The following is a 13,600-nucleotide window of genomic DNA, read 5'->3' as shown; positions in this document are numbered from 1 at the left end:
TTTGCCCCCTATCTTTTATAAGTGTAAACCCGATTCTTGACTAAAGAAGGTGAAGGAATCCCCTATTTTTTGTTAAAGCCTAGTAACCTAATTAACCTTCTAAACACCCTTCAATCACTTTCATTTTCAATTCAGAAGCCTATTTTTAGACATAAAAGTACCCCCAAAAGTTAGTTTTTAACTCGAACTTTTGGGGGTCACTTCAAATTTAGAGGTTTTTTGAAGCTAATTTTATAGAGTAGATTGTTGGTGTATTAAAGCTGAACTTCATTTATAATAATAGTAAGACTTTTTAAAAAGGAGAAGGATTTATGGATAGAGGATTTAAACTAGTCAATAAGCTTTTTATTTTCACTATATTATTAGCTTTATTATATACTCCTATTTCTGCTAAAGCGAATCAAATAACCACAGAGTCATTAACAGAAACTAAAACATCAATAGAAAACAAAGTGGATCAAGAATTACTTAAGAAACTTTCAGAATCATTAATTGATTTGAAAGAGGTTGAAGAATTTGAGGTCAAGATGAAGTGGACCAACCTGGATAAAAATCAAGCGATGGGGCAAGCGACCTACCAAGTAGATGTTACAAAAGGAGACCTGAAGGGCGATTTAAAGTTTCAAATGGAAGATGATTATCCCGAGACAGCAGATTTTGGCTTTATATCATATGGAAGACACCGTTTGTTCTATGTAAAAGAATTTGCTTTTTTAGATAGCCTAGCTTATTTTAAACAAGCTTTTTTTAATTACCAGTTTGATAAACAAATGGCTAAGTACACTAATCTTTATACAGAATTTTCAAATGAAACAATCGGGACGGTTAATCTTAATGAAAAGCCTGCGACTTCTTTGCTGCTCATTCCTAATCAGGATAAGTTAATGAGAGTAGATAAGGGACAATTAAGTTTCAAGAAGGATCAATATCATTTAAATATTGAAAGAATCGATATTCCAAGTCTTTTCTTTGATAAGCACCCCTTCTTATCCATCTCTTATCGTTTAGATCATTTAATTCAACCTTCTACTTCATCTATCATGAGCGAGTATCAAGATTGGGAAAATCAATTCAACCATCAAATTAAAATTAATGAGCAAGCGAATGATTTTTTATTCGGAACAAAAATTGAATCCGAATTTTCTAACCATTTACAAGTTAAGGAAACGGAACACCGAACACCACAGTTCAATAAAACACTAAATTTGATGAGCCAAGGTTTAACTGATAAATTAACGAGTTTCACCATGGACTTTGATCCAGATAAACAAATTTTAGATGTTACCTTGGAGGGTATTGTAGAAAATGTAGCTTTTAACTTTTTTAGCAAAGATACAGCTGAACTTACTACTAAAAGAGTTCGATTAGAATATTCTTTTAAACCTAAAAAAGTAGTTATTCCCCAAAGAACAAGTCTTAAAACAATCAGTCCGGCAGCTGCTGACTATTTAATGGAAGAATTACTATCAAAAGAGAAAAAGTAATGCTTTAAGAAATGGGCTTGTTTTCTAGAGACTTCTACTATAAATGATCTTAAGAATGAAAGAGGTAATAGAATGAAGTGTTTTTATTTAAAAGATTTTGCGAGTCAAAGAATTCAAGCAGGAGAAAAATTAATAAGGTTAGAAGACTTTGAAGATCCTGATGATATTAAAGATGCACCTGAGGGGATGATTATCTTTATTACTGATCGCAGTCATAACTTTAAAGGGCAAGCTTTCGTTGGTCGGCAAAACAAAGGCTTTGCTTGGGTTTTTAGCTTAAATTTGGAAGATTTGTGGTCCAAAGAACTCTTTTCAATTTACTTTCAAGAAGCTGTTGAACGTAGACAATCTCTATTGGACGACCCTACAACAACGGGTTTTCGTTTATTCAATGGTGAAGGAGATGGATTAGGAGGAATATCAATCGACTGGTATGACCATTTCATTCAAATTAACTGGTATTCTAAAGGTGCTTATGAGTATCGTGATTGGTGGCTTGAAATTCTTTTAGAATCTCCACTTGAAGTTGCAGGTATATACGAAACCAAGCGTTTTCCAATAGGTGATAGTGAAAAAGCAATGGGACATGTTACCGGAAAAGAAGCCCAACAGCCTCTAATTATTAAAGAACAGAATCGAAAGTATGCTATTTATTTAGGTCAGGATTGGATGACAGGCCTTTTTTTTGATCAAAGAGAGGTACGACAGTATATTCAAGAGCAAGCAAAAGGCTTGTCTGTGTTAAATCTTTTTTCATACACGGGTGCATTTTCAGTTGCAGCTAGCCTAGGTGGTGCCAGTAATACTATCAGTGTAGATGTAGCTAACCGTTCATTAGAGTTAACTAAAGAAAATTTCTTAATTAATCAATTGGACGCTGACAATTTATCTAACGAGATTAGAATTATGGATGTGTTTGATTATATTGACTATGTCAAACGCTCTTCAAAAGATTTTGATATGGTGGTATGTGATCCTCCTAGTTTTGCCCGAACCAAACGTTATGTTTTTTCAGCCTTAACTGATTATATAAAAATGGCTAAAGATTTGTTTAAAATAACGAAAGCAGGAGGTTTGTGTGTCTTATCCACAAACCATTCAGCTTACTCAAAAGATAAATTTATTGAGGATATGAATGAAGCTGGGCGTTTAAGTGGCAAGAAGGTTCAATTGATTCAAAGTTTTAGACTTCCCGAAGACTACCCTTCTTCCGTTGATCCTACGAGTCAGTATCTTACAGTTCTGGTATATTATTGTTCTGAATAAGAAAGGCAGGGAGTAAGAATGTCTTATATTGCATTAAAAGAAGTTGTTAAAGAATATAAAACTGGCGAAGTCGTTACACGAGCAAATGATGGAGTCAGTTTTACAATTGATGAGGGAGAGTTTGTGGTTATTTTAGGTCCTTCCGGAGCTGGTAAATCAACTACACTAAATATCTTAGGTGGAATGGATCAAGCGACCTCCGGACAGGTAGTTATAGATGGAGAAGACATTGCTAAATACAAGGCTAAGCAGTTAACGCGTTTTAGGCGAAATAACGTTGGTTTTGTCTTTCAAAATTATAATTTAGTTCCTAACCTAACAGCTAAAGAAAATGTGGAATTAATGATCCACATTGCTAAAAGTAATATGCAAGCAGAAACCGTACTTAAAGAAGCAGGGTTAGGACATCGATTAGATAGTTTTCCTGCTCAGCTATCTGGTGGAGAGCAACAGAGAGTTTCTATTGCGCGGGCCTTAGCAGGTAGACCCAAAATTCTTCTTTGTGATGAGCCTACAGGTGCTTTAGATTATGAAACCGGCAAACAAATTTTGAGATTATTACAAGATACATGTCGAGAAACACGTACAACTGTTGTGGTAATCACTCATAATACGGTGATTTCGAAAATGGCAGACCGTGTGATTAAAATTCGTAATGGACAAGTAGAAGAAATCGTTAAAAATCCGCATCCTACTAATGTGTTAGATTTACATTGGTAGAAAGGAGGTAACATGAAATCGCTCATAAAGGATATCTTTCGTGAGATATTAAAAAGTTTCCCACGATTCTTATCGATATTAGCTATTATTAGTCTAGGAGTTGCTTTTTTTATTGGAATCAAAGCAACAGGACCAGCTATGGTAGAAACCGCGCGTGACTATTATGAAACTTATGATTTGCCCGACGGTCGTATATTATCTACTCAAGGTATTAATGATAATGACATTAAAGAAATTAAAAATTTAAAAGATGGAGCAGAACTTCGGTTACGTCCCATTAAATCAGTTATTGGTATGGTTGAGCCAAGTACTCAACCTATCAAAGTTTTTGGTATCAATGAACAAGATAAAAAATATTATCAATTGGTTGAAGGGAGGTTTCCACAGAAAGCTTCTGAAATCACATTGGATAGTAAGTATCTTGATTTAATTAATACTGATCCAAACGAGTCTGTCAAAGTTGGAGATAAGGTAAAAATCACTCTGAACCAACGAGCAAGTGAAGACGCTATAGATAGTGATAATTCAGATTCAATCTTTTCAATAAAAGATAGTGAATTGATAACAAATGAGTTTGAAGTTGTTGGATTTGTTCAAACACCACTTTATTATGAACGCATTAATCGAGGCCTCGACCATTCTGTTTTTGGGTTAATTCAAGAAGATCAAATACAAGCCAGTTACTATAGTGAAGTTTTCTATTGGATACGTAATAATAGAAAGAGAGCTTATGAACCAGCTTATCAATCAAGGCTCGATCAACTAAAAATTAAATTAGAAGATTTGTTAGCTAATCGTCCAAAACAGCGTTTGGAAGCCAGTAAAAAGGATATTCAAGCTAAATATGATGAGGTTAGTTCAGATTTAGAAGAAGCTAATAATGACTTTGAGGCGGCAAATAAAAAAATCTCCGAAGTCGAAAAGACACTGATAGATTCTGAACAAGACCTTCAAGAAGCTAAGATAGAATTTAGTCAAATTGAAGAAAACTTATTGCAGCAGTCTCTAGAAGGCAATATAGACTCTAATAATCCTCAAGCTTTAGGAAAGCCTGAAGAACAAGCAGAGTTGTTGGAAGGTCAAGAACAAAGCTTAATGGCTAGTAATGAGTTGTTTTTCGGAGAAAATCAACTGAGTTGCTCAAAAAAAGCTGTAGCAGATAGTATTGCTGAGAATAATCTAGAATTAAGAGAAGGACAATTAGCACTTGAGGAACTTAAAGAATTAGAAGCAGATTTAAAAGAACCGACTTATCATGTGTTGACACGTCAAGACGATGCAGCTTATAAATCGCTGAAAGAAAATGCGGAAAAATTGAATGTTATTTCTAATTTGTTTCCAGTTTTCTTTTTTGCTATTGCCGTTTTAGTTGTTTTCACAACTGTTAAGCGCATGTCAAGTGAACAAAGAAACTATATGGGAACCATGCAACAAATGGGATACCATCGCTGGCAAGTAATCTTAAAATTTGTGGTGTATGCTGGATTAGCAGGAGTGATTGGAATAGTCTTAGGAATATCTTTGGGCTATCGTATCTTTCCACCAATTATTCTACAAGCATATAATTCCATGTTTTATTTGGCTAACCCATTGACTCCTCGCTCTTTATATTGGAATATGATTGTCGGTGCTATTGCTTTAGCTTGTACACTGATACCAGCAATATATACACCTTATGTATTGTTAAAGCAAGCTCCTGCACAACTTTTAAGACCTGAACCCCCTAAACAAGGTAAACAAATTTTACTTGAAAATTGGACTGAGTTTTGGAAACGCTTATCTTTTAATCGTAAAATGACTTTGAGAAACCTTTTCAGATATAAAGGAAGAAACCTCATGACTTTCATTGGTGTAGCAGGCTGTTCAATGTTAATTCTCACTGGTTTTGGAATTAGTGATACTATTTCAGGTTTGCTTTCTAATCAATTTGAGCAATTACAACGCTATGATGCTACCCTGGTCTTGAATGAAGATTTAGGCCAATATCAAACTCAAAAACTGCAAGATGAATTAGCAGATTACGAAGGCATTGAAGCGTATTATCCAATCCGTTCAGAATCCTTAGAATTAGAAAATGATGTTGAAAAAGAAAATGTCAATTTAATAGTTCCGCTAGGTGATGTTCAGTCATTTAAAGACTTTGTATTTGTAAGACAAGGTGGAGATGATAAAGTGGCTGAACCAGTTGATTTAGATGAAGCAGGACCTCTTTATACAGAACGATTAGCTGAGTTATTCAACTTAAAACCCAACTCTAAAGCTATCTTTAAAATGGACGATGAAAATTATACGATTCCTTTAAAGGGAGCAGCAGAAAACTATGTCAATCATTATCTCTATATGGGAGAAAGTGACTACAATCAGGTGTTTGAAAAGCCCGCTCAAATTAATGCTTTTTTACTGAAATATGAAGCTAATGCCAAAGTGACTCGTATAGAAGACCAGTTACAAGATAATGAGGATGTTCAAGCTATCGTTAATATAACTAATATAGAAGAAGTAGTTAGCAAGACGATGGATAGTTTATACGTCATTACAATTGTTTTAATCATTTCAGCGGCAGCCTTAGCTTTTGTGGTCTTGTATAACTTGACCAATATTAATATAGAAGAGAGAAATCGTGAACTGGCCACTATCAAAGTTTTAGGTTTTTATGCAAGAGAAGTGAGTTTGTATGTCTATGAGGAAATCTTTATAATCACAGTATTAGGTTCTTTTTTTGGCTTGATAGCTGGACGCGTGCTTACACATATTATTATGAAACAGATGCAAATGAATTCAATGCTCTTTTATCCTAGGGCAACCCTAGCATCCTTTTTAATATCCTTTATTCTTACATTTATTTTCTCAAGTTCTGTTATGCTGATCATGCACCAAAAAATAAAACGTATTAATATGGTAGAAGCTCTCAAGGGACTTGATTAATCAGTCCCGTATTGTTAAGCCCTTTAAGAATATGCTACAATGGTTTAAGTTAAGAACCAATTATAGAGCGACTATCTAAGAGGAGGCAATCAAATGAAGTGTCCAAATTGTGGACGGAATGTCCGTAGTAAGACCCAATGTGCGTACTGCGGTTATAGATTTAATCAAGCAGATAAAAAAGAACAGAGTTTATTGAAAAAGAGAAAACCTAATGATGAAATATCAGTTGAAAAAGATATCCGTGGTCTAAATGAAGTAGCTGATAATGAAAAACATTCTCAAGCTATCAAAGACAATAGACAGCACGTTCCTGTTAGGCGATCTCTTGAAAAAGAATTAGCAGAAGCAGAAAAAGAAGCTAAATTAGCTTATGAACGTTCACTTCAATCAAATTCAAAAGGCAATGAATCGGAAGAGGATTCAGAAGAAGCTTTTAAGAAAAGGGCAGACGAAATTTTATCTTATCCGTACACTGGCTCATTATTTTCTGACGAATCCACAGATAATGCTGAAGATTATATTGTCCCTAGAACTAAAAAGACTAGTTTTGGTAAAACGCTTTGGACTATTGTCAAATGGTTAATTTTATTGGCAGCCTTTTTTTTAATGTTTGTTTACGGACCTCAATTAGTAGGCATGGTTAAGAGTTATTTGGACCCAATAATAAATCAAAATAGTGAACAACCTGTCCAAGAAACTGAGACTTCTCAACTTCCAAAGGATACTGAAAAAACAATGAATGTTACTTCAGATAATTCTTCTGAAGTAAAATCAGAAGAAGAAAATCAAACAACCACTGTAGAAGATACTGTTTTTGAAATAGAAAAATCAAAGGTAGATGTGGATGCTTATCCGATGATTACAGTTAATCTCGATTTTGCCAACTCTCTTTCTGATGTAGATCAAGAAACATTTAACTTTAAAGTGAAATATAATGAGACTGAAGCAGAATTGAAGGATGAGTTTTCTCTTTTTAAAGAAGGCAAGAAACTTAGATTATCCTTTAATGATCCCGCTTTATCAGTGATTGGTGAAGATACAAGTCAACAAGAGCTTTTAATAAGTGCAGAGAATTTTTCAGAACGCATCGCTTATGAAGTACCAAATAAGCAAGATCAAGCAGAAAGAATTGATCAGTTTAATCAAATAGTTACCAATTACTTTTCTAATCAGGAAACAGTAGCTTTACAAATTCAACAGCTAGGAGATAAAGCACCCTTTGTTTATGAAAACCAAACAATGGAGGCTGATCGTCTAATCGCTTGGTTTATTTTACAACGTACCTATGAATTGCTAGCAGAAGAAACAATTACTCTTGACCAAGAAATCCCTGTTAAAACACAATTAATTGCTTCTGGGGATACAGGACAAGTGGCAAGTCAAGCTAGAGATTCCTATACAGTCCAAGAGTTGATTGATTTAACTATTCAATCAGGAGATGCCTCTGCCATGAATCATCTCGTTCAGCTTGCTGAGGGTGTCAACCGCTTTAACTACTGGTTAAAAGAGTCTGGATATTTTGCTACTCGTATGAACGCTCCATTAGCTATTGAAGAAGATAGTTACATAACGGGTGCAGTCACTGATGTAACGGACTTAGCTAATTTACTTGTCAAATTAGCTAAAAACGAATTGATTGATGGAGAATATGACGACTTGCTGAAAGAATCAGTCAATCTCTCACCATTCACAGATAAATTTCCCAATTACAATGCTAATGTGACTCAACGTTACGAATTATTAACTACCGAAGAAAACCCACAACTTCAACATATTGCCGGGATTGCTCAAGCAGCAGGAGAAGACTATATTTATGTAGTTCTTACAAAAAAATTCACTGAACCTTATGAAATGAATGGTAAGATAAGCCAAACAATTAATGATATACTCATACAATATTTAGCGAACCAAGAAGGTGCTGAGATCTTAGAAAATGAAACTACTCTTGAGGTGACGCAAGAACCAGTTCAGACTACTCAAGCAGTAGTAACCCCACCTGTTACATCGGTTGAAACAGGTGTAGAGCCGACAGATAATTTATATAATGGCAAGCAAACAGAAAATTATTACTGGTTTGGCGATGAATACCGTAGAGGCACCTGGTATCAAGATGAAAATGGTGCTTGGTATTATTATTAAAAGGTTTATTCAAATGATTAGTTTTGAGATAGAAAGACTTCAATTTAAGAAGTCTTTCTATTTTTAAGAGCTTTTCCACTTTTCACATCACTTTTTAGGTGTATAATAGAGAAAAAGGGAGGAATTTCAATGAGTCCTACACTGATACAAATCGTTATTCATGCTATTAAAGAGAAATTTCAAACTGAAAAAGCTTTTTATGCGGAAAAGTTAGGCATTAGTCCTCAATCTTGGGACCGATGGAAAAAAGGAGAACAAGGTTTAAAATTTGAAAATATCCAAATAATATCGACTTTATTTACTGACTATGAATGGATGCTTGTTCAAAAAGTTGTGCGAAATGCTGAAATAATTCCAGAGGTTTCAGCTAATCCTGTTGGAGAATACCTCTATCTTAAATATCAAATCGCCAAGACTTGGGTTAACCATGGTATGGTACGCTTAGAATGGCATCAGAGTGAAAGCTCAGAAAACCAACAGAACACAATGATCTTGCAATTAATTGCAGATTATCAATTTTGGGGATACAACGATATAATAGAAATTCGTCTACCTGGAGTTTTGAGACAACAATTAGAAACTGATGAGGTAAAACTCTTACAATGGTTTGATGACCAAAGTGATAAAGTAAGAGACACTGTCGAAGAATAAAAATAGAGTGGTGAAGCTATTTGGTGCAAAGAAAACGCAAAAAAGCTCATAGACCCAGAAAAAAAACTTTGAAAAATAATAAGAAACTTAAACAATTCAAAAAATGGCAGGAAGCTTTCTTTAAACGATTAGGATGTTTAAGCTTCTTTATGATTATCTTTATTAGTTTACTTTTTGTGTTGTTATTTCGTTGGATGTCACAACCGGCTCCTAATTTTTATCAAAATGAGCTTTATCAATCAGATCACTTGCTCAAAGAACAATTTATTGCAGATTTGGTCCCAACTGCCCAAGCTTTACAAAGAGAGTTTGGTGTCTATGCTTCTGTGTCTTTAGCTCAAGCTGTTTTAGAATCGGACTTTGGTAGAAGTCAATTAGCTAGCCAGCATAATAATCTATATGGTGTAAAAACAAGTGCTGACGATCCTAATTCTGCACTCTATCCAACAATGGAGTTTTTTGATGGCGAGTGGGTTGAGATTAAGGATTATTTTAAGGTGTATCCTTCTAGACAAGCATCAATGCGTGAGCACGCTCTTTTAATGATTAATGGAACTTCTTGGGATCCTAATCAATATCAAGCTGTATTACAAGCCAAGGATTTCCAATCACAAGCTCAGGCATTACAAGATTCGGGTTATGCAACCGATCCAAATTACGGAGAAAAATTAATAAATATGATTGAAGAGTGGCAATTGGATCAATATGATCAACCATAAAAAGAATAATATGATGGGAGGGATAAAATGGTTCGAAGACATCAACCAGGAAGTATGATTGGTATTATTGGAGACTCACTTACAACCGCTTTACTGGCCCAAGAGGCCGGAAGATTGGGGTATCGTGTAGCAAGCATGGTGAGTCATGATGAAAACCCGGTCAAACAATTTTCTTATTGGCAAATAGTCGATGCTAACTATCAAGACGAGAGTTTAATCGAATTTGCAAGCTTAGTGGATATGATATATATTGAACCAGGTATTTTATCAAACCGACATTATAAATTATTGGAAGAATATACTGACTTGGCTTTATCAGAAGATTTAGTTGCAATTACAACAGACCGTTTAATTGAAAAAGTTTATTTAGACTCTACTAAAAGTTTAGTAGCTCCTTTTTCAATGGTGACTTCCATTGAAGATATTAAAGAAGCGATAGAATATATAGGTTATCCTTGTGTTCTTAAGTCAGGACAACGACATTTGAATCAAGCCAAGGACCACATTCTTCTATTCAATGAGGATGATTTACCTTTAGCAGAGAAGAAAGTTGAGCAAGCAACATGTATACTTGAGGCTTGGATTCCAGTTGAGAAGAGAGTTTCTTTGACTGTTGTCAGAAATGAGCGAGGAGAATTATTGATTTATCCTCCCTTTGAATTAGTAGATAAAGGGTTAATTATTGGTACACAAGTAAGGTATCCTGCGCGTATTGTTGATGAGGTTTCTAATGAAATCAACCGATTAGGCCGATTAATTGCTGAGTCACTTACATTGATTGGGGCTTTGACATTAGAGTTCTTTATTACATCTTCTGGTGTTATTTACATCAATCAAGCTTCGATTGGCTTATCGCAAGCGGCAACTTTTACAATCGGCTCGATGTCCATATCGCAATTCGAAGCGTGTATGCGAGCACTGTCAGGCTTGCCTTTGCCTACTTTAAAAGTAAAATCAGCAGCAGCTATAGCGATTCCTTTAGAATATTTAAATATAGAAAATGTCATGACACAATATATGTCTCGCACAGATTGGGGTTTTGCTTTAGTAAATTTTCCTGGACAATTACACAATCATTTGGAAGGACAGGTAATCATAACGGGAGATAGTTTAATATCGTGTGATCGGCAAATTGAAATGACCGGATTATATAAAATTCAATAGAATTAAGAAGCTGAAGGGATAGCCTTGGCTTCTTTTTATTTTATGAGGAGTTGAGAGAAGGCTATAAAGGACATAGGAGATTGTTCTTATTTTTGATATAATATCAAATATTGGAAGCGTTGGTGAAATGGAGTGATAATATGAATTTATTAGAAAGTATAGGTCGATTAAATAATAAGCAAAAGGAGGCTGTATTGACTACCCAGGGACCGCTGTTAATAGCCGCTGGGGCAGGTTCAGGAAAAACACGGGTTCTTACTCACCGAATCGCTTATCTTGTTGAAGAAGAAAGAGTAAATCCTTGGAATATATTGGCTATTACTTTTACAAATAAAGCCGCAAATGAAATGAAAGAGCGGATTAAAAACTTAGTTGGCCCAGATGCAGACTCTATATGGGTCTCAACATTTCATGCAATGTGTGTGAGGATACTTAGAAGAGAGGGCGAAAAAATCGGTTATCAACGAAATTTCTCAATCGTAGACCCATCTGAACAACTAACTTTGATGCGTCAAGTGTTAAAAGAATTAAATTTAGATAGCAAACAATTTAAAGATAAGAATCTTCTATGGCAAATTGAACAAGCAAAAAATGAAGGTAAAAGCCCAGCACATTATTTACAAACTGCCGGTAATTTTGTTGAAGAAATTTATGCAAAAGTCTATCAACTTTATCAGACAAAATTAAAACAAGCCAACGCCATGGATTTTAATGATTTGATTCTTAATACTGTTAAATTATTAGAAGAATATGATGATGTCCGTCACTTTTATCAGCATAAGTTTCAATATATTCATGTTGATGAGTACCAAGATACCAATAATACTCAGTATCAACTCATTCGATTATTAACAGGAATTCTTAATAACATTTGTGTAGTAGGAGATGCTGATCAATCTATTTATGGCTGGCGCGGCGCAAATATGGAAAACATTTTAAACTTTGAATCTGACTTTCCTCAAGCTAAAACGATTCTATTAGAACAAAACTACCGTTCCAGTCAAAATATTTTAGCTGCAGCTAATAGTGTGATTAAAAATAATCGAAATCGTAAAGTTAAGAAATTATGGTCTAATAAGGACAAAGGAAGCAAGATTAAGTTTTATCATTCAGACAACGACTCAGAGGAGGCGCTTTTTGTTATTCAAGAAATTATTGAGCTTAAAGATCGTTTTAATTTAAAAAATGATGATTTTGCTATTCTTTATCGAACTCAAGCTCAGTCACGCTCTTTAGAGGACCAGCTGTTAAAAGCCAATTTACCTTATAAAATTATTGGGGGCTTGAAGTTTTATGCTCGTAAAGAAATCCAAGACACCTTGGCTTATTTAAGGTTAATTAATAACCCCGCTGACAACCTTAGCTTTAATCGAATTGTGAATGTTCCTAAACGTGGAATTGGAAATACCACTATCGAGCGGTTATCAAATTTTGCTGCTCAGATTCAGTTACCCTGGTTCATGGCGATCGATTATTTAGATCAGTCTCAACTATCTAAAGCAGTACAAAAGAAATTACAAACGTTTGCTCAAATGGTTAAAAATCTTCAAGAACAAGCAAAATATCTCTCTATGAGTGAACTAGTAGAGCAAGTGTGGCAGCTTTCAAACTATACTCAGGCTTTAATTGAAGAAGGCACTCTTGAAAGTCGAGCTCGCTTAGAAAACTTAGAAGAATTTGCTTCAGTAACTAAACTTTTTGACCAAGAGGATCATAGTTTACTGTTAGAAAAAGATCCTGATTTTCAAAATCAAGATCAAAGCACTATCGAATCGCAAGCAATTTTAGAAATATCAGGTTCAAATGTTGCTTTGGATCTATTTGAGTCAGCAGTGGAAAGTGAGGACGATACTAATCAATCAACAGCTTTATTGACTCAATTCCTTACAGAATTGTCTTTGGTTAGTGATAACCAAGAAGAGGATGAACAAATGGGTATCACTTTGATGACTCTACATGCAGCCAAGGGCTTAGAATTTCCGGTTGTCTTTATTGTTGGAATGGAAGAAGGGATTTTCCCATCCTATCGTTCTTTTGATAATGAAGAAGATTTAGAGGAAGAAAGAAGATTAGCCTATGTAGGAATGACACGCGCTGAGGAAATATTATATTTAACAGCAGCATCCAATCGTCTACTATACGGACGTTATCAGCAAAATTTAGTTAGTCGATTTATAGATGAGATTGAACAAGATTTACTTGAGCATATTGGACTTCCAGGAAGAGTCAAAAGATTTACTGCAAATAATCGAGGAAAAAACCAAGCCAATAGAGTTAAGTTAAGTCCCCCTTCGGCTCCCGTTAAGAAGAAGCGAGCTTTCCAAGCAACTTCAAATGTCAAAGGTCTAGAAATGATTAACTGGCAAGTGGGAGACAAAGTGGACCACAAAGCTTGGGGTCAAGGGACAATTGTAAAAGTTGACAAGTCAGCTAGCGACCAAATTTTAAAAGTAGCTTTTCCAGAGCAAGGAATTAAACAGTTAATGGCAGCATTTGCTCCAATTACTAAGTTATCAGATTAGGAGGCTCCTG

General features: G+C 34.9%; 9 protein-coding genes. All 9 read left to right on the top strand.

Annotated features, from left to right (window positions below; all coding sequences use genetic code 11):
• The first annotated feature begins 311 nt into the window (after positions 1-311).
• The 9 genes from ACQV2X_RS05970 (at position 312) to ACQV2X_RS05930 (ending at position 13,590) form a co-directional block, all read left to right on the top strand.
• The gene (locus ACQV2X_RS05970) at positions 312-1,484 is read left to right on the top strand and encodes a hypothetical protein (RefSeq protein WP_428873554.1); all 1,173 of its coding nucleotides are present in this window, start codon (positions 312-314) and stop codon (positions 1,482-1,484) included.
• 72 nt (positions 1,485-1,556) lie between these two features.
• Positions 1,557-2,750: a class I SAM-dependent rRNA methyltransferase gene (locus tag ACQV2X_RS05965; protein ID WP_428873555.1), complete on the top strand. Its 1,194-nt coding sequence runs from the start codon at positions 1,557-1,559 to the stop codon at positions 2,748-2,750.
• Positions 2,751-2,768: 18 nt separating this feature from the next.
• The gene (locus ACQV2X_RS05960; protein ID WP_428873556.1) at positions 2,769-3,470 is read left to right on the top strand and encodes an ABC transporter ATP-binding protein; all 702 of its coding nucleotides are present in this window, start codon (positions 2,769-2,771) and stop codon (positions 3,468-3,470) included.
• Between the two features lie 12 nt (positions 3,471-3,482).
• Positions 3,483-6,395: an FtsX-like permease family protein gene (locus ACQV2X_RS05955; RefSeq protein ID WP_428894333.1), complete on the top strand. Its 2,913-nt coding sequence runs from the start codon at positions 3,483-3,485 to the stop codon at positions 6,393-6,395.
• A 93-nt stretch (positions 6,396-6,488) separates the two neighbouring features.
• On the top strand, positions 6,489-8,534 hold the full coding sequence (locus tag ACQV2X_RS05950) for a serine hydrolase (RefSeq protein WP_428873558.1): 2,046 nt from the start codon (positions 6,489-6,491) through the stop codon (positions 8,532-8,534).
• 129 nt (positions 8,535-8,663) lie between these two features.
• Positions 8,664-9,185 (top strand): hypothetical protein, encoded by a 522-nt coding sequence (locus tag ACQV2X_RS05945; protein ID WP_428873559.1) that lies wholly within the window; start codon positions 8,664-8,666, stop codon positions 9,183-9,185.
• Between the two features lie 68 nt (positions 9,186-9,253).
• Complete coding sequence (locus ACQV2X_RS05940; RefSeq protein WP_428873560.1) at positions 9,254-9,904, top strand: glycoside hydrolase family 73 protein; 651 nt, start codon at positions 9,254-9,256, stop codon at positions 9,902-9,904.
• A gap of 27 nt (positions 9,905-9,931) precedes the next feature.
• Positions 9,932-11,068 carry an ATP-grasp domain-containing protein gene (locus tag ACQV2X_RS05935; RefSeq protein ID WP_428873561.1) on the top strand — a complete coding sequence of 379 codons (1,137 nt, stop codon included), beginning with the start codon at positions 9,932-9,934 and terminating at the stop codon, positions 11,066-11,068.
• Between the two features lie 140 nt (positions 11,069-11,208).
• Positions 11,209-13,590, top strand: a complete 2,382-nt coding sequence (locus ACQV2X_RS05930) for a UvrD-helicase domain-containing protein (protein WP_428873562.1) — start codon at positions 11,209-11,211, stop codon at positions 13,588-13,590.
• The last annotated feature ends 10 nt before the right edge of the window (positions 13,591-13,600 follow it).

It is taken from the genome of Facklamia sp. P12945 (assembly GCF_050409485.1).
GTDB lineage: Bacteria > Bacillota > Bacilli > Lactobacillales > Aerococcaceae > Facklamia.
The sequence above is the reverse complement of the archived record's forward strand: the minus strand, read 5'-3'. Positions and strand labels throughout refer to the sequence as shown.

Coding starts and splice junctions, on each gene's coding strand:
- ACQV2X_RS05970 (WP_428873554.1), top strand. CDS start 312: ATGGATAGAGGATTTAAACTAGTCAATAAGCTTTTTATTTTCACTATA.
- ACQV2X_RS05955 (WP_428894333.1), top strand. CDS start 3,483: ATGAAATCGCTCATAAAGGATATCTTTCGTGAGATATTAAAAAGTTTC.
- ACQV2X_RS05945 (WP_428873559.1), top strand. CDS start 8,664: ATGAGTCCTACACTGATACAAATCGTTATTCATGCTATTAAAGAGAAA.
- ACQV2X_RS05930 (WP_428873562.1), top strand. CDS start 11,209: ATGAATTTATTAGAAAGTATAGGTCGATTAAATAATAAGCAAAAGGAG.
- ACQV2X_RS05935 (WP_428873561.1), top strand. CDS start 9,932: ATGGTTCGAAGACATCAACCAGGAAGTATGATTGGTATTATTGGAGAC.
- ACQV2X_RS05965 (WP_428873555.1), top strand. CDS start 1,557: ATGAAGTGTTTTTATTTAAAAGATTTTGCGAGTCAAAGAATTCAAGCA.
- ACQV2X_RS05960 (WP_428873556.1), top strand. CDS start 2,769: ATGTCTTATATTGCATTAAAAGAAGTTGTTAAAGAATATAAAACTGGC.
- ACQV2X_RS05950 (WP_428873558.1), top strand. CDS start 6,489: ATGAAGTGTCCAAATTGTGGACGGAATGTCCGTAGTAAGACCCAATGT.